The sequence below is a fragment of the Klebsiella sp. WOUb02 genome, assembly GCF_050058015.1.
In the GTDB taxonomy this organism is placed as follows: domain Bacteria; phylum Pseudomonadota; class Gammaproteobacteria; order Enterobacterales; family Enterobacteriaceae; genus Klebsiella.
Genome location: NZ_CP170110.1, coordinates 310,681 through 330,925 on the forward strand (window position 1 = coordinate 310,681; position 20,245 = coordinate 330,925).

Sequence of the window (20,245 nt, forward strand, 5' to 3'; positions counted from 1 at the left end):
GGGGAGGGGCGGTGCCAGAAGAGAGAACCGCAGCTTGTGCCGCTGCGGTTGAGAAACTGATTTCGCGATTATGCCTTGTAGTATTCTTTATACCAGTCGACAAAATTCTGCACGCCTTCTTTGACGCTGGTCTTCGGTTTGAAGCCAACCAGATCGTACAGAGGTTTGGTGTCCGCGCTAGTTTCAAGCACATCCCCCGGCTGGATAGGCATCATGTTTTTCTCAGCTGTCATTCCCAATGCTTCTTCCAGGGCGGTGATGTAATCCATCAGCTCAACCGGAGAGTGTTGCCGATATTGTATACCCGGTACGGCGCTGAACTGTCTGCCGGAGAGCCATTCTCAACGGTCCACTCCGGATTCGGCTGCGGGATAACGTCCTGGACGCGCACAATGGCTTCCACAATATCGTCAACGTAGGTGAAATCACGTTTCATCTTGCCGTAGTTGTACACATCAATACTCTTACCTTCCAGCATGGCTTTAGTGAATTTGAACAACGCCATGTCAGGGCGACCCCACGGGCCGTATACGGTGAAGAACCGCAGCCCGGTAGTCGGTATCCCGTAAAGGTGGGAGTAGGTATGCGCCATCAGTTCATTCGCTTTCTTGGTGGCGGCATAAAGAGAAACCGGATGGTCAACCGAGTCGTCGGTTGAGAACGGCATTTTACGATTCAAACCGTAGACGGAACTGGACGATGCGTACAGCAGGTGTTCGACCTTATGGTGTCGGCAACCTTCCAGAATGTTCAAATAGCCGATCAGGTTGGAGTCGGCATAGGCATGAGGATTTTCCAGCGAGTAGCGAACGCCAGCCTGAGCGGCCAGATGGATCACGCGGTTAAACTTCTCTTCTGCGAACAGTCGTGCAATGCCTTCCCGATCGGCAAGATCGACTTTATGGAAACTGAAAAGGGAGGATTGCAGTAAATCCAGACGCGCCTGCTTAAGATTGACGTCATAGTAATCATTCATGTTGTCGATACCAACAACTTGATGACTCGCCTCCAGAAGGCGCCTGCAGGTGTGGAAACCGATAAATCCTGCGGCTCCAGTGACTAAAAACTTCATGTTCATCCTCCGGGTTTGTTGTTTCCCGCTGTATATAATGGTTGATTTTACACTGGCTTGCCGTAGGGGTCATCTGCTTTACCGTTGTACAGCATCAAGGTGAGGGGAAATGCTTTTTAGCGTTCAGGGAGCACACTATTAATGAACGTAATTGTTTCTAATTTTACGTAAATAATAATCATTATCAACTGTGAATTGTTAGCACAATAATAGTCTATGATGGTGTCTATGAGGATTAAGATGATGATGGCTCAGGAAGTAGCCAATTAAGGGGAGAGAAGGCTCTTGCCAATATTGTTTCTGATTATGCTTTTTCCGAACATTTCCTAAAGATTATTCATAAATACTATATTGTTTTTCAATGGAAAATATGATTAATGCCTTGTTATCAACTAGTTGAGGATTCTTTCCTTTGATTGCTCAAATAATGTCTAGTCATGTGTAATTTTGCTATGACAGAGTTATCATGTTTTTTCATTTTTATTCTCACCGACCAGAGCTATAATACATAGCTAATTCATGTATGGCATTGATGTATTATTGTGAAGAGGCAATTGATGAGGGCGTAAAATGATTAAGCGAGTTGTGTTAAAAGAGACCGCTTAATACGCTATAGCAGAAGGCAAGTTTTGAAGGTTTTTTATTGCTGTCCATCTGCTCTATGACCTTTGATGTATCACTCTTATCCTGAAAGGCTGTCGGCGTGGCAACATCCTGTTAAACACCTTCAGACTCAACGCTTACCGTGATGTAACAGGCAGGGCAAATGAGAAAGTCCTTATGGATAGGAGGTAGTAAAAAGGGGAAAGTAGCGACCTTGTGTGGGCCGTTTGCTCCGTTGGCTGTTGGCTTGAAAACAGCGCTATGTCTGATGATATACCTCTGTTTTTAGTTTTTTGCATAGGGCCAACTCGTCTGCTTTAGGTTGTGTGAGCTCTCTGTTGGCGATGCTCGGGCATTAGGTGATGGCTGTATGCTGGGGGGCGACACTAAGACTCATGAATACAACACGGCAGCGTTACGTGCTTTGGTTGCGATAGCCAAGGGCGGTAGCGTGTCCATCAAACGGTGAAATATCAGTTGTAGTTGGTTATTTGGTTGCACATAAAGTGATTGTTTATTTAAGGATTTTAATATGTTACTTCCTGTAATTATGGCTGGCGGCACAGGCAGCCGACTATGGCCGATGTCCCGCGAGCTGTATCCAAAGCAGTTTTTGCGGCTGTACGGGCAGCACTCTATGTTGCAGGAAACTATCTCTCGCCTCTCAGGGCTGGACACCTATGAGCCCATGGTTATTTGTAACGAAGAGCACCGTTTTCTGGTGGCTGAGCAGCTGCGACAGCTGGACAAGCTGTCGAAAAATATCATCCTTGAGCCGATTGGCCGCAATACGGCGCCGGCTATTGCTCTTGCGGCACTACAGGCGACGCAAAATGGTGATGACCCGCTGATGCTGGTTCTTGCTGCCGATCACATTATTAATAATCAGGCAATTTTCCATAAAGCCATTGGCATCGCTGAACAGTATGCGCTGGCCGATCATCTTGTCACATTCGGGATCGTGCCGAGCACGCCGGAAACGGGGTATGGGTATATTCAGCGTGGTGAGGCGTTGACCGACGACGAGCACACGCCTTATCAGGTGGCGCGGTTTGTTGAAAAACCCGATCGTGAGCGCGCAGAGGCATACCTTGCCTCCGGTGAATATTACTGGAACAGCGGCATGTTTATGTTCCGGGCTAAAAAGTATCTTTCTGAGTTAGAAAAATTCCGCCCGGATATCCTTGCGGCATGTACCGAAGCGGTCCGCAATGCGGACGACGGCAACGATTTTGTCAGCATTCCACACGACATTTTCAGCAGCTGTCCGGACGAATCTGTCGATTACGCGGTCATGGAAAAAACGGCTGATGCGGTGGTCGTGGGCCTGGATGCCGACTGGAGCGATGTCGGCTCCTGGTCCGCATTGTGGGAGGTGAGTCCCAAGGATGAGCAGGGCAACGTCCTGAGCGGGGATGCATGGATACATAACAGCCAGAACTGCTATATCAACAGTGACGAAAAACTGGTGGCGGCAATAGGCGTTGAGAACCTCGTTATCGTCAGTACCAAAGATGCCGTGCTGGTCATGAATAAGGACCACTCACAGGACGTGAAGAAAGTGGTGGAGTTTCTGAAACAAAATCAGCGCAGCGAATACAAGCGTCACCGTGAAATCTACCGTCCCTGGGGGCGCTGTGACGTGGTGGTACAAACTCCGCGTTTCAATGTGAACCGGATTACGGTTAAGCCTGGAGGCGCGTTTTCCATGCAGATGCACCACCACCGGGCTGAACACTGGGTTGTCCTTTCCGGTACAGGTCAGGTGACCGTCAACGGAAAACAGTTCCTGTTGACGGAAAATCACTCCACCTTCATCCCAATTGGCGCCGAGCACTGTCTGGAGAACCCTGGGCGCATTCCGCTGGAAGTGCTGGAGATTCAGTCCGGCTCTTATCTGGGTGAAGACGATATTATCCGTATTAAGGACCAGTACGGTCGTTGCTAATTTTTCAGGACATAGATTCAGAATGACACTGCTTAAATGTTTTAAAGCCTACGATATTCGTGGCGAACTGGGCGAAGAGCTGAACGAAGATATTGCCTACCGTATCGGGCGCGCTTACGGCGAGTTCCTTAAGCCAGAACGGATTGTGGTGGGCGGCGATGTCCGCCTGACCAGCGAATCCCTGAAGCTGGCGCTGTCCAGGGGCCTTATGGATGCGGGGACGGATGTGCTGGATATCGGCCTGAGCGGGACGGAAGAGATTTATTTTGCCACCTTCCATCTGAACGTTGACGGGGGAATTGAGGTCACGGCCAGCCATAATCCGATGAACTACAACGGCATGAAGCTGGTCCGCGAGAACGCGAAGCCCATCAGCGGTGACACCGGCCTGCGGGATATCCAGCGCCTGGCGGAAGAAAATCAGTTCCCGCCCGTGGATGCCGACCGGCGTGGGACGCTGCGTCAGGTGTCCGTCCTGCAGGAATATGTGGATCACCTGATGGGCTACGTCAGACTGGCGAATTTTACCCGTCCTCTGAAGCTGGTGGTGAACTCCGGTAATGGGGCGGCGGGTCACGTCATTGATGAAATCGAAAAACGCTTTATCGCGGCAGGCGCGCCGGTGAGCCTTATCAAGGTGCATCACCAGCCTGACGGTAATTTCCCGAACGGTATTCCTAATCCCCTGTTGCCTGAGTGCCGTCAGGACACCGCGGATGCCGTGCGTCATCATCAGGCCGATATGGGTATCGCGTTTGACGGCGACTTTGACCGCTGCTTTATGTTCGATGATGAAGCGGAGTTTATCGAGGGATATTACATCGTCGGTCTGCTGGCGGAGGCGTTCCTGCAGAAACTGCCGGGCGCCAAAATCATCCATGATCCGCGCCTGACGTGGAACACGGTGGATATTGTCACCCGCAGCGGCGGTACGCCGGTCATGTCCAAGACCGGGCATGCCTTTATTAAAGAGCGGATGCGCCAGGAAGATGCGATCTATGGCGGCGAGATGAGCGCGCATCACTACTTCCGTGATTTTGCCTACTGCGACAGTGGGATGATCCCGTGGCTGCTGGTGGCCGAACTGCTGTGCCTGAAAAATACGTCGCTGAAAGCGCTGGTGGCGGATCGTCAGGCGACGTTCCCGGCATCGGGGGAGATTAACCGCAAGCTGAACCATGCGGCAGAGGCGATTGCGCGAATACGCGAACGTTATGAGCCAGCGGCCGCAGTTGTCGATACAACGGACGGCATCAGTATTGAATATCCTGAGTGGCGTTTTAATCTGCGCAGCTCGAATACCGAGCCGGTGGTGCGTCTGAATGTGGAGTCCAAAGGCGACCCTGCGCTGATGAAAGAGAAAACGGCCGAACTGCTGAACTTGCTGAAAGAGGAATCGCTTTGAGTCCGATGTTATCTGCGATTTATCGCTACCGTGGCTTTATTATTGACAGCGTAAAACGGGACTTTCAGTCCCGTTATCAAACGAGTTTCTTAGGTGCAGCATGGTTGATCTTACAACCTGTTGCCATGATTTCTGTTTATACATTAATTTTTTCTGAGCTGATGCGTGCCCGTCTGGCTGGGATGGATGGGCCTTTCGCTTATAGTATTTATCTCTGCTCAGGAGTGTTGACCTGGGGGCTATTTACTGAGACGCTGAACAATCTGGTGAATGTGTTTTTAACCAACGCCAATATACTTAAGAAACTCAGTTTTCCACGTATTTGCTTACCGATTATCATTACTGCCTCTGCTTTCATTAATTTTCTGATTATTTTTGGTTTGTTTGTTGTGTTCCTGATTATTACCAAGAACTTCCCCGGCTGGATATTTTTCGAAATAATTCCGGTGTTGATGATACAAATGCTTTTTACGCTGGGTTTGGGAATTATTCTCGGAGTATTAAATGTCTTTGTGCGTGACGTAGGACAGTTTGTTAATATTCTTCTACAATTTTGGTTCTGGTTTACTCCGATTGTTTATGTATCAAAAACGCTACCGGAGTGGGTTTCTGGGCTGTTAGCTTACAATCCGATGGCAACGATCATTGGTGCTTACCAGAATGTCATGCTGTACCACGAAAGCCCTCACTGGATGGCGCTTCTGCCGGTGGCTATCGTCTCCCTCCTTTTATTTTTATTCGCCTGGCGTCTGTTTAAAAAACATGCAGCTGATATCGTGGACGAGATTTAAGAATGAGCATAAAAGTTCAGAACGTCGGCAAGGCGTATAAATCCTATTCTTCAAAATGGAATCGGGTAATTGAAAAACTTCTGCCGGGGGATAAACCCCGGCATAGTAAAAAATGGGTCCTGAAAGATATTAGCTTTTCCGTGGAACCTGGGGAATCGGTAGGGATCGTTGGGGTTAACGGCGCGGGCAAAAGTACTTTGCTGAAGCTCCTCACGGGGACCACGCAGCCGACAAAAGGTGAGATCCATATCGAAGGCCGGGTTGCCGCGTTACTGGAGTTAGGAATGGGTTTCCATCCTGATTTCACCGGTCGGCAAAACGTGTTTATGTCCGCGTTGATGATGGGGCTGAATCGCGAAGAAATTGAGCGTTTAATGCCAGAGATCGAGGCTTTTGCCGATATTGGCGACTATATTGATGAACCGGTACGTATTTATTCCAGCGGGATGCAAATGCGCCTGGCCTTTGCCGTTGCGACCGCTTCTCGCCCGGATATTCTGATTGTTGATGAAGCATTATCAGTGGGGGACTCCCGATTTCAGGCAAAATGCTATGCGCGCATAGCCGAGTTTAAAAAGCAGGGAACAACGCTGCTTCTGGTTTCTCATAGTGCCGGAGATATTGTCAAACATTGCGATCGCGCAATCTTCCTAAAAGATGGCGATATTTGTATGGATGGTACCGCCAGAGATGTCACTAATCGATATCTGGACGAACTGTTCGGTAAGCCGGGTAAAAACGCTGCGGCTAAGAGCGATAAGCAATCGCAGCGCAGTGCGAGTGAGACGGGGATGTCGCTGGATGAGATTGCTGACACTTACCACACCCGTCCGGGCTACCGTCCAGAAGAGTACCGCTGGGGGCAGGGAGGGGCAAAAATCATTGATTACCATATTCAGAGCGCAGGTGTCGATTTTCCGCCATCTCTTACCGGTAACCAGCAAACCGATTTTTTAATGAAGGTCGTCTTCGAATACGATTTTGACTGCGTGGTACCGGGAATTCTAATTAAAACTCTGGATGGTCTTTTCCTTTATGGCACCAATTCTTTTCTGGCCTCTGAAGGTCGGGAGAATATTTCTGTCTCTCGCGGTGATGTGCGTGTATTCAAATTCAGTTTACCCGTAGATTTAAACAGCGGCGATTATTTGCTTTCGTTTGGCATTTCGGCCGGTAGTCCGCAGACTGATATGACGCCGCTTGACCGTCGCTACGACTCCATTATTCTACATGTGACTAAGAGCATGGATTTTTGGGGTGTCATCGATCTTAAGTCAACGTTCAAAAGCTACCAATGAAGATGAGAAAAAATATTCCATGACTACTAATACACACAAATTGGTTAGCGAATTACCTGAGATTTATCAGACTATTTTTGGGCATCCTGAGTGGGATGGCGATGCTGCACGCGACTGTAATGAACGGCTCGCGCTAATTAGTGAAGAATATGACAGCTTGTCCAGAGAGTTAGGAAGGCCACTACTGGTTCTCGATCTGGGCTGTGCGCAGGGATTCTTCAGTTTAAGCCTGGCAAACATGGGCGCCAGCGTATTAGGTATCGACTTTCTGCAGCAGAACATTGATGTTTGCCAGGCGCTTGCTGAAGAAAATCCACACTGTGATGTTAAATTTCAAGTCGGGCGCATCGAAGACATTATCAGCACTCTGGAAGAAAACCAGTTCGATCTCGCCATTGGGCTAAGTGTTTTTCACCATATAGTTCATCTGCATGGGATTGCGGAAGTCAGAACGCTGTTAGAGCGATTGGCAAACCTGACGCAGGCGATGATTCTCGAACTCGCTGTTAAAGAGGAACCGCTGTATTGGGGGGAATCCCAGCCTGAAGATCCGCGTGAACTTATTGAACAATGTGCTTTCTATCGATTAATTGGAAGATTTGACACTCATCTGTCTAATATTTCGCGTCCGATGTATATTATCAGTAACCACAGGGTTATTCTTCCGAAATTTAATCAGCTATTTACTTCATGGCGCGACAGTCCTTATACCGGTGCAGGTTTTGCGCATAAGCAGAGTCGTCGCTATTATTTCTCTTCTGAGTTCATATGTAAGTTCTATCGTTACAGTACGGTAAGTGGTTTACTAACTGATAAGGAGAGCGAGCGTAATCGTACTGAACTCGCCCATGAAGAAGCCTTTCTCAAATCTCCGCCATCTGGCTTAAAAATGCCGGCGTTGTTTACTTCCGGGGGGAATGAAGCAGCGGGATGGCTGGTAATGGAAAAAATACCCGGAGAGCTGTTAAACGATGTTCTGACCAGCGAACGAAATATAGATCGGGAAAAAGTTATTGCCGATCTTCTCGACCAGTTGGTCATTTTGGAAGAACATGGTCTGTATCATGATGATTTCAGAACTTGGAATGTTTTAATTGACGATAATGACAGTGCTCGTTTAATAGATTTTGGCTCGGTTGGAAGCGTCCAACAAGACTGCAGCTGGCCAGTTAATATTTTCCAGTCGTTCATTATTTTTGTAAATGAACTCTTTGGTGAAAATAAATCCTGGGGTGGTTTCTGGCGTTCCGCGCCATTAAGCCCTTTCCAGTTGCCTGAACCGTATTCAAATTGGTTGACAGCATTCTGGAAACATCCTGTTAGTGAGTGGAACTTTGCTTTACTCCAACAACTCTTTAATACTAAAGATGGTCTACCGACTGCGAGCTCCGTTATGGACGCTTCTGATCTATGGGTCCGGGCTCAGGAGCCCGTATTGTTGGAAAGTCAAACGCAAATACGCAATACTGATGCGCGGGTTGCCCGTCTCGAGTCGCAAATCAATGAACTCACATCCCTGATTAATATTATGGGTGAGAGCATTCAAACGCTTGAGAAGCGTGAGTATCCGCCACATGACGTTATCACTGATGTACAGCCGTGTGTCGAGGTTGAGCAGAGTAAAACTGTGGATTCTGAAGAGGTTATACAACTTCATACTCAGCTAAATGATGCTCGACAAGAAGTAGAGAATCTACGCCATGAAATCGCTAAAATCCATAATAGTCGCTCATGGAACATGACGAAGTGGTATCGTTATGCTGGCTTGCAGTACTATTTACTTCGTCAGTACGGCTTCAGACAGCGTTGTAAGCACTTACTGAAACGAGTACTTGGCAAAGTATTCTATTTTTTACGTGCACATCCACTACTAAAGCAGAGAGTTATCAATCTACTGCATAAAGTTGGAGTTTATGACTTTGCTTATCGCTTGCATCGCCGTATGAATCCTGGTTCACATAACCCTTATCAAAACGACCCACAAAATCAGTCGCAGACTGAAAAACAGATATTACATCCAGAATTATTGCCTCCGGAAGTTAATTCAATTTTTAGCGAGCTCAAGAAAAAAGAGATAAGGTGAGTCACTTGCATATTTTGATTGATGTACAAGGATATCAGTCGGAAAGTAAATTCCGTGGAGTTGGTCGTAGCACCTATGAAATGAGTCGTGCGATCATAAAAAATGCTGGCCAGCATCGAGTCAGTATTTTAATGAACGGCATGTATTCGATTGATAGTATTAATGAAATTAAAAACAGCTGGGGTGATATCCTACCACAGGAAGAAATGTTTATTTTTTCAGCTGCGGGCCCGACAGACTCTTCGCGACCGTGAAAATCATCCACGGAGTGTTGCCGCTAAACTAGCTCGTGATCTTGCTATTGCTAATATCAACCCCGACGTTGTTTTCGTCATTAATTTCTACGAAGGTTTTGACGATAGTTACACCGTCTCAATTCCTCAAACTACAGTGCCGTGGAAAACAGTTTGTGTTTGCCACGATCTCATCCCGTTACTTAATAAAGAACGCTATCTGGGTGAACCGAACTTCCGTCAGTATTATCTTGATAAACTGACTGAATATGAAAGGTCGGACGCTATTTTTGCTATTTCCAAATCATCCATGCAGGAAGTTATTGATTATACATCGATTCCTGCAGATAAGATTATTAATGTTTCGTCTGGAGTTAGCGATTCATTTAATATTACAAGTTATACTCAAGACGATATCAATGCTTTACGTAATAAATATCAACTGCCTCAATATTTTATTCTCTCTTTGGCAATGATAGAACCACGTAAAAATATTGAGGCACTGATCCATGCGTATAGTTTATTACCGCATGCCCTACAACAGAGTTACCCCTTAGTTTTAGCCTATAAAATTAGCACCGATGAAAAGGAAAGGCTGTACCGCGTTGCAGAGAACTATGGTTTATCCCGTAGTCAGCTAATTTTTACAGGTTTCTTAAACGACGGTGACCTTATTGCACTTTACAATTTGTGCAAAATTTTCGTTTTCCCCTCTATACATGAAGGGTTTGGCCTGCCTCCACTAGAAGCTATGCGCTGCGGCGCGGCTACGCTGGGTTCAAATGTGACCAGCTTACCGGAGGTCATCGGTATGGAAGAGGCTTTATTTAATCCGCTGGATGTTGACGATATTTGCCGTGTTATGCAAAGGGCTTTGACCGACAGTGAGTTCTACTCAGCGTTGAAAACTCATGCTCCGGCGCAGGCGGCAAAATTCACATGGGATCATACCGCGCAGCTCGCGTTAAAGGGATTTGAGAGGCTTGTGGATACGGCTTCCGCTTCAGAATCTCTGGATATCACTAGCTTCACCCTAAACGCCATTAATCAAATTAAAAATATTGCAGAATTAGGTGAAGCCGAACGCTTACAAACAGCCTGGGCTATTGCTCGCAATAGCTTTGCCACGCATCAGCGTAAGCTGCTGGTTGATATTTCTGTTCTTGTTGAACATGATGCGAAAACGGGGATTCAACGGGTCTCTCGCAGTATACTTAGTGAGTTACTGAAATCAGGTGTTGCTGGTTATACCGTCAGTGCGGTTTATTATCGACCGGGTGAATGCTATCGCTATGCCAACGAATATCTGAATACCCATTTTAACGATCAGTTCGGGCCTGATGAACCGGTGCTGTTTACCAAAGATGATATTCTGGTTGCTACCGATCTGACTGCACATCTATTTCCTGAACTTACTGCCCAGTCTGGATTTTATTCGTCTATCCGGCGCCAGGGTTTGTTTTGTTGTGCATGATATCCTGCCTCTGAGAAGGCCGGAGTGGAGCGATGAGGGAATGCAACGCGTTTTCCCCATTTGGTTATCCTGCATTGCACAGCACGCTGACCGTTTGATTTGTGTCTCTGCAAGCGTAGCAGAGGATGTGAAATCGTGGATTGCTGAAAATGCCGACTGGGTTAAACCTCATCCATTGCTGCAGGTAAGGAATTTCCATCTTGGCGCCGACCTGGATGCCAGCGTTCCTTCTACGGGTATGCCGGATAACGCAAATGACTTGCTGACTAAGATGACTGCTGAACCCTCCTTTATTATGGTGGGAACGATGGAACCGCGCAAAGGCCATGCGCAGACGCTAGCGGCATTTGAGGAATTGTGGCAGCAGGGCAAGAACTACAATCTGTTTATCATTGGTAAACAGGGGTGGCATGTTGATGACTTATGTGAACGTTTACGTCACCATCCACAGCTAAATAAAAGACTATTTTGGCTACAAAATATTAGCGATGAGTTCCTTGCGAAGTTGTATGCTCAGTCTAGTGCGTTAATCTTCGCATCTCTCGGCGAAGGATTTGGACTACCATTAATTGAAGCCGCGCAGAAAGAATTACCGGTAATCATCCGTGATATTCCAGTGTTTAAAGAGATTGCTCAAGAACATGCCTTCTATTTTTCTGGTGAACAGCCGGGCGACATTTCAACAGCGATCGATGAGTGGTTGGAGTTATATCAGAGAAATGCTCATCCTCGCTCTGAAAAAATTAAATGGTTGACATGGAAGCAAAGTGCACAATTCCTGGTAGAGAATCTTCCGGTTATTAAATCTGACGTGAATAAATAAACAATATTAACCGTGGCAGTCTCCTGTGCCACGGTCAAGAGCTTTTATGAAAATTATATTTGCAACTGAGCCAATCAAATATCCATTAACGGGTATCGGTCGTTATTCCCTCGAGCTGGTAAAGCGATTGGCGGTGGCCAGCGAAATTGATGAGCTAAAGTTATTTCACGGTTCTTCATTTATTGACTGCATTCCCCAGATTGAAAATAAAGCGGATACCCGAGCCAGCAATCACGGTAAGCTGGCGGCTTTTTTACGTCGTCAGGCGTTATTGATTGAAGCCTATCGTGTGTTACATCCGCGTCGCCAGGCGTGGGCTCTGCGCGATTATAAAGATTATATCTATCATGGGCCTAATTTTTATCTGCCACACAATTTAGATCGCGCCGTTACCACGTTTCATGATATTTCGATATTTACCTGCCCGCAGTACCATCCAAAAGATCGGGTGCGTTATATGGAGAAGTCGATACGTGAAAGCATGGCGTCGGCAAAGCTGATTCTGACCGTATCCGATTTTTCGCGCAGCGAGATTATTCGCTTGTTCAACTACCCTGCTGACCGCATTGTCACGACCAGGCTGGCGTGTAGTGGTGATTACGTGCCGCGCAGTCTGGCGGAATGCCAGCCAGTGTTGCAGAAGTATCAGTTAAAATGGCAACGTTACGCCTTGTATATTGGTACGATGGAGCCGCGTAAAAATATTCGTGGTTTGCTCCTGGCCTATCAGCAATTGCCTGTGGAAACGCGTATGCGCTACCCGCTGATCCTCAGCGGTTATCGTGGTTGGGAAGATGAAACGCTATGGCAAATTGTTGAGCGCGGCACCAGGGAAGGTTGGATTCGCTATTTAGGCTATGTGCCGGATGACGATCTCCCATATTTGTATGCGGCTGCCAGAACCTTTGTTTATCCTTCGTTTTATGAAGGATTCGGTTTACCTATTCTTGAAGCAATGTCTTGCGGTATTCCGGTAGTATGTTCCAATGTGACTTCATTGCCTGAAGTCGTCGGAGATGCGGGATTATTATCCGATCCCAATGATGTCGATGCCATAAGCGCTCATATTTTGCAAAGTCTGCAGGATGAATACTGGCGTGAAATAGCAATTGCGCGGGGCTTTGTCCAGGCACAACGGTTTTCGTGGGAAAATTGTACGGCGCAGACCATCAATGCCTATAAATTACTTTAAGGGTGTACGTTGAGAGTTTTACACGTCTATAAGACCTATTATCCGAATACCTACGGTGGTATTGAACAGGTCATTTATCAGTTGTGTCAGGGCTGTGCTCGCCGGGGAATCGCAGCCGACGTATTTACCTTTTGTCCGGATAAAAATACCGGGCCTGTCGCTTATGAAGAACATCAGGTTATCTATAATAAGCAATTGATTGAAATCGCCTCCACGCCGTTTTCTCTGAGTGCGCTAAAGCGATTTAATAAGATTAAAGATAATTACGATATCATTAATTATCATTTTCCGTTTCCATTTATGGATATGCTGCACCTTATGGCGCAACCTGAAGCGAAAACGGTTGTCACCTATCATTCTGATATTGTGAAACAAAAACGGTTAATGAAGTTATATCAGCCGTTACAGGATTGCTTTTTGTCCAGTGTCGATTGCATCGTCGCTTCATCGCCCAACTATGTGGCTTCAAGCGAGACATTAGGGAAATATCAGGACAAAACGGTAATTATTCCCTTCGGACTTGAGCAGCATGATGTGCAGCACGATCCCCTGCGGGTAGCGCACTGGCGCGACAAAGTAGGGGATAAGTTTTTCCTTTTCGTCGGCGCCTTTCGTTACTACAAGGGGCTACATATTCTGCTTGAAGCTGCGGAACGTAGTCAATTGCCGATCGTCATTGTCGGCGGCGGACCTCTGGAAGCGGAAATTCGCCGGGAGGCGGAGCAGCGAGGTCTGAGCAACGTTGTATTTACCGGCATGCTGAATGATGAGGATAAATATATTCTCTTCCATCTTTGTCGCGCGGTCGTTTTTCCCTCCCACCTGCGTTCAGAAGCGTTTGGTATTACCTTACTGGAAGGGGCGCGGTTCGCCCGGCCGCTGATCTCCTGTGAGATTGGCACCGGGACCTCTTTTATCAACCAGGATAAGGTCAATGGTTGCGTGATCCCACCGGATAACAGCGCGGCGTTAGTCGAGGCAATGAACGAACTGTGGAACAGTGATGAAACGGCTGCCCGCTATGGTGCAAATTCTCGTCGCCGCTTTGAGGAGATGTTTACTGCAGAACATATGATTGATGCATATGTTAATCTCTACAGCACCTTACTGGAGAAGAAAGCCTGATCTTCAGCGAATAGCCCCCGCGAGTGCGGGGGCGAAAGGGATCAGTGACGACTCTTGAGATTATTAATCACATCGGTCAAATCGAGCCCCTGGTCCTGCAGCAGCACCAGCAGGTGATACACCAGGTCCGACGCCTCGTTCTTCAGCTCAAACTGGTCGTGCACCGTGGCGGCCAGCGCCGTTTCCACGCCTTCTTCCCCAACCTTCTGCGCAATGCGCTTGGTGCCGCTGGCATACAGCTTGGCGGTATAGGAGCTCTCCGGGTCGGCGTGCTTCCGCTCAGCCAGCAGCTGCTCGAGCTGATAGAGGAACAGCCACTGGTGTCCCGCGTCGCCGAAGCAGCTGGAGGTGCCTTTATGGCAGGTTGGGCCAATCGGATTAACCAGCACCAGCAGGGTGTCGTTGTCGCAATCCGGGGTGATGCTCACCACGTTGAGGAAATTGCCGGAGGTTTCGCCCTTGGTCCACAGACGCTGTTTGGTGCGCGACCAGAAGGTCACTTTCCCGCTCTCTTCGGTCTTCGCCAGCGCTTCCTGATTCATGTAGCCCAGCATCAGGACTTCGCCGGAAATAGCGTGCTGTACGATGACCGGCATCATGCCGTCGGTTTTTTGCCAGTCCAGCTGTTCAGTTAACATACCCTAATCTCCACGCCCTGTGCTGCCAGGTACGCTTTCAGTTCGCCAATATTAATAATCTGTTTGTGGAACACCGATGCGGCCAATGCGCCGTCGACGTTGGCGTCGCGGAAGGCTTCCAGGAAGTGCTCCATGGTGCCGGCGCCGCCGGAGGCGATCAGCGGCACGTGGCACACGGCGCGGACTTTGCGCAGCTGCTCAAGATCGTAGCCGTTACGCACGCCGTCCTGGTTCATCATATTCAGCACGATCTCTCCGGCCCCGCGCTTCTGCACTTCCTCTACCCAGTCGATAGTTTCCCACTGGGTCACCCGGGTACGGGATTCGTCGCCGGTGTACTGATTCACGTGGTACTTGCCGCTCTCGGCGTCGAACCAGGTATCGATGCCCACCACGATGCACTGCACGCCGAAACGATCGGCGAGGCGGGTAATCAGCGTCGGATCGGCGAGGGCAGGGGAGTTAACCGAAATCTTGTCTGCGCCAAAAGAGAGGATCTGCGCCGCGTCTTCCAGCGATTTAATCCCGCCGGCGACGCAGAACGGAATATCGATAACTTGCGCCACCCGGGAAACCCAGCTTTTATCCACCACCCGGCCGTCGCTGGAGGCGGTAATATCGTAGAACACCAGCTCATCCGCGCCTTCATCGGCGTAGCGCTTCGCCAACGGGACGATGTCGCCGATGATCTCATGATTACGGAACTGCACGCCTTTCACTACCCGACCGTCGCGAACGTCGAGGCAGGGGATTATCCGTTTTGCCAGCATTGAATGGCCTCCGTTACGTTGAATTTATCTTCCAGCAGCGCGCGGCCGACAATGACGCCGCGCACCCCGGTTCCGCGCAGCGCGGCGATATCGTTAAGATCGCCGATGCCGCCGGAGGACTGGAACGCGACCTGCGGATAGCGGGCGCACACCTCTTCATATAAAGAGACGTTGGAACCGGCGAGGGTGCCGTCGCGGGAGATATCGGTGCACAGTACGTGCTGCAGGCCAACCGGCAGATAGCTCTCCACCAGCTCCTCAAGGGTCACTCCGGAGTTTTCCTGCCAGCCGCTGACCGCCACCTGCTTATTACCTTCGGCATCGATGCGCACGTCGAGCGCCAGCACCAGATGCTGCGGGCCAAAACGTTTGAACCAGCCCTTCACCGTCTCCGGCGATTTCACCGCCGTAGAGCCTACCACCACGCGGGCGACGCCGGCATCCAGCAGGGCCGCGACGTCCTCTTCCGTACGCACGCCGCCTCCGACCTGCACCGGCACGTCAACGCCGGCCACCAGGGTTTTGAGCAGCGCAATCTGCCGCTTGGCGGGATCTTTCGCGCCGGTGAGATCGACCAGATGCAGCACTTCTGCGCCCTGGGCGGCGTAGGACTGCAGGCGCGGCAGCGGATCGTTACCGTAGTCGCGCTGCTGGCCGTAATCGCCCTGGTGGAGACGGACAACCGTACCGTCAATTAAATCTAAAGCCGGAATTATCATCACATCTCCAGGAAGTTTTTCAGCAGCCGGGCGCCGGCGCTGCCCGAGCGCTCCGGGTGAAACTGCACGCCAAAAAAGTTATCTTGCTGTACCGCGGCGGTGAACGGCTCGCCGTAGTTGCATTGCGCGATGGTGTGCGGATTGACCGGCATCGCGTAGCTGTGGACGAAATAGAACCAGGCGCCGTCCTCGATGCCGCTGAACAGGCGATTCCCTGCTTTCGGGTACACGCGGTTCCAGCCCATATGCGGCAACGGCAGCCCGTGGTCGGTCATCTTCGGCACGTCTTCGCCAATAATGCCCAGCAGATCGACGCCGTTGTTCTCTTCGCTGCGCCGGCCAAGCAGCTGCATGCCGAGGCAGATCCCCAGCACTGGCTGGGTGCAGGCTTTAACCAGCTCAATCAGCTCGCGGTCGCGCAGCTGGTCCATCGCCGCCTGGGCGGTGCCCACGCCGGGTAAAAACAGCTTGTCGGCGCGCAGCACCACGTCCGGATCGCGGCTCACCGCTGGCTGATAGCCGTGGCGGAGAATCGCCGACTTCACCGAATTGAGGTTGGCGCACCCGGTATCGAGGATCACCACGTTCATTACAGCACCCCTTTCGAAGATGGCAGCGTGTCGCCCTGGACGCGGATCGCCTGACGCAGCGTGCGGCCAAAGGCCTTAAACAGGCTCTCGACGCGGTGGTGGTCGTTCTTGCCCTTGGTTTTCAGGTGCAGGGTTACCGCCATGGTGTAGGAGAGCGAGCGGAAGAAGTGCTCCACCATCTCGGTGCTCAGGTCGCCGACGCGCTGATAGGCAAACTCCGCTTTATATTCGAGGTGCGGACGCCCGGAGATATCCAGCGCGCAGCGGGCCAGACACTCATCCATCGGCAGCACAAAACCAAAGCGGTTGATGCCGCGCTTATCGCCCAGCGCCAGCTTCAGCGCTTCGCCCAGCGCGAGGCCGGTATCTTCCACCGTGTGGTGATCGTCAATATAGAGGTCGCCGCCGACGTTAATCTCAAGGCGGAAGCCGCCGTGGGTGGCGATCTGATCGAGCATATGATCGAAGAAGCCGACGCCGGTGTGGATTTTGCTGCCGCCTTCGCGATCCAGCCAGACCTTCACATCGACCTGGGTCTCTTTGGTATTGCGCTCAACGTGGGCGTAGCGGTCGCGGCGGGTAAGCTGCTCGCAGATGGTCGGCCAGTCGAGGGTCTCGCGGTTGTAGCGCAGGCCGATAATGCCCATATTGTCCGCCAGCTCGATGTCGGTGGCGCGATCGCCGATGACGTAGCTGTGGGCTTTATCCAGCACGCCCTCTTCGAGCCACGGCAGCACCAGCTGGGTTTTCGGCTTGCGGCAGTCGCAGCCTTCCGCCGGCAGGTGCGGGCAAATCAGCACTTCTTCAAAGTTGACGCCCTGGGAAGCAAACACCTGCATCATCAGGTTGTGCGGGCCGTCGAACTCCGCCTGCGGCAGGCTCTCCGTGCCCAGACCATCCTGATTGGTGATCATCACCAGCCGGTAGCCTTCCTGCTGCAGCTTCAGCAGGGCGGGGATCACCTGCGGCTCAAAGGCCAGCTTTTCAAAGCGATCTACCTGAAAATCAACCGGTGGCTCGGAAATCAGCGTACCGTCACGGTCAATAAAGAGAAACTTCTGGGTCATACACTCTCCGCAGTCAAGGCATCAATTACGCGCTGGCTCTCTGCACGGGTACCGACAGTGATACGCAAACAGCCGCTTAATGAGGGTTGTTTATTCTGGTCTCGTAAGATAATGCCCTGATCCCACAATGATTTAAACACCGCGCTGGAGGCTTTAATGCGCGCGAGGATGTAGTTGGTCTCGGAATCGAAAACCTGCTCAATGCAGGCGATACCGCGCAGCTGGCCAATCAGGTACTCACGCTCCTCCACGATCTGCGCCACGCGGGCGCGCATGGCGGCAATCCCCTCGTCGTTGAGGGCCTGGGCGGCGATATCGGCGACCGGCGTGGAGAGCGGGTAGGGGGCGATAACCTTCATCAGCAGGTTAATCACCTCGGTGTTGGCCAGGGTAAAGCCGCAGCGCAGGCCGGCGAGGGCAAAGGCCTTCGACAGCGTGCGCAGCACCACCAGGTGCGGATAGTCGCTCAGCCAGCCGGCCAGCGTCGCCTGCGGGCAGAACTCGATATAGGCTTCGTCGGCGATGACAATCGCCTTGCCGCGGGTCATCTCCAGCAGCGCGCGCATATCGTCGGGTTTAATCACCTGCCCGGTCGGGTTGTTGGGGCTGCAGACAAAGACCACCTTCACGCCGTCGAGATTGGCGGCAATGCCGGGGAGATCGAGCTGCCAGTCGCTCAGGCTTGGCACCGTCCGGCGGTCCACGCCGAAGGTTTCGGTACTGACGCCGTACATGCCGTAGGTTGGCGGGCAGTAGAGCACCGCGTCCTGTCCCGGCTCGCAGAAGGCGCGGATCACCAGCTCAATGCCTTCATCGGCGCCGCGGCTCACCAGAACCTGCTCCGGCTTCACTCCGGCATAGCGGGCGTAGTTCTCAATCACCGCTTTCGGCTGGCCTTCCGGGTAGCGGTTCAGCGTTTGCTGAGTTAGCTGGAATTCAACGGCGGTCGGGAATTCGTTGGCGTTGAGCCAGACGTCGCCTTTGCCGCCCAGGCGGCGAGCAGACTGGTATGGCGTCAGGTCACGCACGTTAGCGCGGGCTAAATCTTCGATGCTCATGCTTGCTCCTTTAGGGCTGCAACGCGCAGCGTCACGGCATTTTTGTGAGCGGTCAGGCGCTCGGCGGCGGCGAGAATTTCAATCGTTGACGCCAGGGCGGCAAAGCCTTCGCGCGACAGCTCCTGCACCGTCATGCGCTTCTGGAAATCCGCCAGGCCGAGGCTGGAACAGGTGGCGGTATAGCCGTAGGTCGGCAGCACGTGGTTGGTGCCGGAGGCGTAATCGCCCGCCGACTCGGGAGACCAGTCGCCGAGGAACACCGACCCGGCGCTGGTGATGCTGTCGACCAGCTCACGGGCATTGCGGGTTTGAATAATCAGGTGCTCCGGGCCGTACTGGTTGGAGATCTCCACGCACTGCGCGAGGTCGCGCGCCACGATGATGCGGCTGGCGGAAAGCGCCTGGCGCGCGGTTTCCGCCCGCGGCAGCTCCGCCAGCTGGCGTTCAACGGCCTCGGCGACGCGGCGGCCCATTTCGGCGTCCGGGGTCAGCAGAATCACCTGCGAATCCGGGCCGTGCTCGGCCTGCGACAGCAGGTCCGACGCCACGAAGTCCGGCGTCGCGCCGCTGTCGGCAATTACCAATACTTCGGACGGGCCGGCGGGCATGTCGATCGCCGCGCCGTCGAGACGCTGGCTGACCTGACGCTTGGCCTCGGTCACGAAGGCGTTACCCGGGCCAAAGATTTTGTCCACTTTGACAATCGATTCGCTACCAAAGGCCAGCGCCGCAATCGCCTGGGCGCCGCCGACATTGAAGATATTCCGCACGCCGCACAGCTGGGCGGCATAGAGAATTTCATCGGCGATGGGCGGCGGCGAGCACAGCACCACCTGCTGACAGCCGGCGATGCGCGCCGGCGTCGCCAGCATTAATACGGTCGAGAACAGCGGCGCCGAGCCGCCGGGAATATAGAGACCGACGGAGGCGATGGGGCGGGTGACCTGCTGGCAGCGCACGCCCGGCAGCGTTTCAACGTCTACCCCCGCAAGCCACTGGGCGTTGTGGAAGGTTTCGATATTGCGTACCGCAACCGCCATTGCCTGCTTAAGCTCGTCGCTCAGGCGCTCGCCGGCGGCGGCAATCTCCGCGTCGCTGACCTTCAGCGCCTTAACCTCGGTCTTATCAAACTTTGCGCCGTACTCGCGCAGCGCCGCGTCGCCGTTTTGTTTGACGTTATCAAGGATCTCAGCAACGGTGCGCGTGATGCTGTCGGAAGCGGAAATCGCCGGGCGCATTAATAGTTGTTGCTGTTGTTCGGCGCTACGGCTATTCCAGTCGATGATTGTGTTGAAGCTCATGATCGTTTCCCCTGGTTACTCTCTGAGACAGGCCCGGCGGGGCCCGCGCTGGCTG

Annotated in this window: 14 protein-coding genes and 2 pseudogenes; 8 read left to right on the forward strand and 8 right to left on the reverse strand. The window is 51.6% G+C overall.

Annotated features, from left to right (window positions below; genetic code table 11):
* Positions 1 to 68: 68 nt before the first annotated feature.
* Positions 69 to 1,072 (reverse strand): annotated as a pseudogene (locus ABOC21_RS08100) (NAD-dependent epimerase).
* 1,135 nt (positions 1,073 to 2,207) lie between these two features.
* Here ABOC21_RS08100 and ABOC21_RS08105 point away from each other — a divergent pair.
* From ABOC21_RS08105 to ABOC21_RS08140, 8 genes and pseudogenes are all read left to right on the forward strand, one after another.
* Positions 2,208 to 3,623, forward strand: a complete 1,416-nt coding sequence (locus tag ABOC21_RS08105; protein WP_426814189.1) for a mannose-1-phosphate guanylyltransferase/mannose-6-phosphate isomerase — start codon at positions 2,208 to 2,210, stop codon at positions 3,621 to 3,623.
* A gap of 22 nt (positions 3,624 to 3,645) precedes the next feature.
* Positions 3,646 to 5,028, forward strand: a complete 1,383-nt coding sequence (rfbK, locus tag ABOC21_RS08110) for an O9 family phosphomannomutase RfbK (RefSeq protein ID WP_426814190.1) — start codon at positions 3,646 to 3,648, stop codon at positions 5,026 to 5,028.
* Positions 5,029 to 5,033: 5 nt separating this feature from the next.
* A complete protein-coding gene (locus ABOC21_RS08115) occupies positions 5,034 to 5,819 on the forward strand; it encodes an ABC transporter permease (protein ID WP_426815438.1) in 786 nt (261 codons plus the stop codon).
* 2 nt (positions 5,820 to 5,821) lie between these two features.
* Positions 5,822 to 7,117, forward strand: coding sequence for an ABC transporter ATP-binding protein (locus ABOC21_RS08120; protein WP_426814191.1), 1,296 nt, complete (start codon positions 5,822 to 5,824; stop codon positions 7,115 to 7,117).
* 19 nt (positions 7,118 to 7,136) lie between these two features.
* Positions 7,137 to 9,200, forward strand: coding sequence for a methyltransferase domain-containing protein (locus ABOC21_RS08125; protein ID WP_426815439.1), 2,064 nt, complete (start codon positions 7,137 to 7,139; stop codon positions 9,198 to 9,200).
* A 5-nt stretch (positions 9,201 to 9,205) separates the two neighbouring features.
* Positions 9,206 to 11,730, forward strand: a pseudogene (locus tag ABOC21_RS08130) (glycosyltransferase family 4 protein).
* A 46-nt stretch (positions 11,731 to 11,776) separates the two neighbouring features.
* Complete coding sequence (locus ABOC21_RS08135; protein WP_426814192.1) at positions 11,777 to 12,922, forward strand: glycosyltransferase family 4 protein; 1,146 nt, start codon at positions 11,777 to 11,779, stop codon at positions 12,920 to 12,922.
* Between the two features lie 9 nt (positions 12,923 to 12,931).
* Positions 12,932 to 14,047, forward strand: a complete 1,116-nt coding sequence (locus tag ABOC21_RS08140; RefSeq protein WP_426814193.1) for a glycosyltransferase family 4 protein — start codon at positions 12,932 to 12,934, stop codon at positions 14,045 to 14,047.
* Between the two features lie 41 nt (positions 14,048 to 14,088).
* Here ABOC21_RS08140 and hisIE read toward each other — a convergent pair whose 3' ends face one another.
* The 7 genes from hisIE to hisD are packed head-to-tail and all read right to left on the reverse strand — an operon-like array spanning position 14,089 to position 20,190.
* Positions 14,089 to 14,685, reverse strand: a complete 597-nt coding sequence (gene hisIE, locus ABOC21_RS08145; protein WP_426814194.1) for a bifunctional phosphoribosyl-AMP cyclohydrolase/phosphoribosyl-ATP diphosphatase HisIE — start codon at positions 14,683 to 14,685, stop codon at positions 14,089 to 14,091.
* Positions 14,679 to 15,455, reverse strand: coding sequence for an imidazole glycerol phosphate synthase subunit HisF (gene hisF, locus ABOC21_RS08150; RefSeq protein ID WP_426814195.1), 777 nt, complete (start codon positions 15,453 to 15,455; stop codon positions 14,679 to 14,681). Before hisF ends, hisIE begins: the two co-directional genes overlap by 7 nt.
* The gene (gene hisA, locus ABOC21_RS08155) at positions 15,437 to 16,174 is read right to left on the reverse strand and encodes a 1-(5-phosphoribosyl)-5-[(5-phosphoribosylamino)methylideneamino]imidazole-4-carboxamide isomerase (RefSeq protein ID WP_045859513.1); all 738 of its coding nucleotides are present in this window, start codon (positions 16,172 to 16,174) and stop codon (positions 15,437 to 15,439) included. The genes hisF and hisA overlap by 19 nt, the downstream gene beginning before the upstream one ends.
* Positions 16,174 to 16,764: an imidazole glycerol phosphate synthase subunit HisH gene (gene hisH / locus ABOC21_RS08160; protein WP_426814196.1), complete on the reverse strand. Its 591-nt coding sequence runs from the start codon at positions 16,762 to 16,764 to the stop codon at positions 16,174 to 16,176. The genes hisA and hisH overlap by 1 nt, the downstream gene beginning before the upstream one ends.
* Entirely contained in the window at positions 16,764 to 17,831 is a 1,068-nt protein-coding gene (gene hisB / locus ABOC21_RS08165) for a bifunctional histidinol-phosphatase/imidazoleglycerol-phosphate dehydratase HisB (RefSeq protein WP_426814197.1), read from the reverse strand. The genes hisH and hisB overlap by 1 nt, the downstream gene beginning before the upstream one ends.
* Positions 17,828 to 18,889 carry a histidinol-phosphate transaminase gene (gene hisC / locus ABOC21_RS08170; RefSeq protein ID WP_426814198.1) on the reverse strand — a complete coding sequence of 354 codons (1,062 nt, stop codon included), beginning with the start codon at positions 18,887 to 18,889 and terminating at the stop codon, positions 17,828 to 17,830. The genes hisB and hisC overlap by 4 nt, the downstream gene beginning before the upstream one ends.
* On the reverse strand, positions 18,886 to 20,190 hold the full coding sequence (hisD, locus tag ABOC21_RS08175) for a histidinol dehydrogenase (RefSeq protein WP_426814199.1): 1,305 nt from the start codon (positions 20,188 to 20,190) through the stop codon (positions 18,886 to 18,888). The genes hisC and hisD overlap by 4 nt, the downstream gene beginning before the upstream one ends.
* Positions 20,191 to 20,245 lie beyond the last annotated feature (55 nt).

Bases quoted from the DNA above. Each gene is read 5' to 3' on its own strand.
- ABOC21_RS08105 (WP_426814189.1), top strand. From the start codon at position 2,208: ATGTTACTTCCTGTAATTATGGCTGGCGGCACAGGCAGCCGACTATGG.
- ABOC21_RS08115 (WP_426815438.1), top strand. From the start codon at position 5,034: ATGTTATCTGCGATTTATCGCTACCGTGGCTTTATTATTGACAGCGTA.
- hisF (WP_426814195.1), bottom strand. From the start codon at position 15,455: ATGCTGGCAAAACGGATAATCCCCTGCCTCGACGTTCGCGACGGTCGG.
- rfbK (WP_426814190.1), top strand. From the start codon at position 3,646: ATGACACTGCTTAAATGTTTTAAAGCCTACGATATTCGTGGCGAACTG.
- hisC (WP_426814198.1), bottom strand. From the start codon at position 18,889: ATGAGCATCGAAGATTTAGCCCGCGCTAACGTGCGTGACCTGACGCCA.
- ABOC21_RS08135 (WP_426814192.1), top strand. From the start codon at position 11,777: ATGAAAATTATATTTGCAACTGAGCCAATCAAATATCCATTAACGGGT.
- ABOC21_RS08120 (WP_426814191.1), top strand. From the start codon at position 5,822: ATGAGCATAAAAGTTCAGAACGTCGGCAAGGCGTATAAATCCTATTCT.
- hisB (WP_426814197.1), bottom strand. From the start codon at position 17,831: ATGACCCAGAAGTTTCTCTTTATTGACCGTGACGGTACGCTGATTTCC.
- ABOC21_RS08125 (WP_426815439.1), top strand. From the start codon at position 7,137: ATGACTACTAATACACACAAATTGGTTAGCGAATTACCTGAGATTTAT.
- hisH (WP_426814196.1), bottom strand. From the start codon at position 16,764: ATGAACGTGGTGATCCTCGATACCGGGTGCGCCAACCTCAATTCGGTG.
- hisD (WP_426814199.1), bottom strand. From the start codon at position 20,190: ATGAGCTTCAACACAATCATCGACTGGAATAGCCGTAGCGCCGAACAA.
- hisIE (WP_426814194.1), bottom strand. From the start codon at position 14,685: ATGTTAACTGAACAGCTGGACTGGCAAAAAACCGACGGCATGATGCCG.
- hisA (WP_045859513.1), bottom strand. From the start codon at position 16,174: ATGATAATTCCGGCTTTAGATTTAATTGACGGTACGGTTGTCCGTCTC.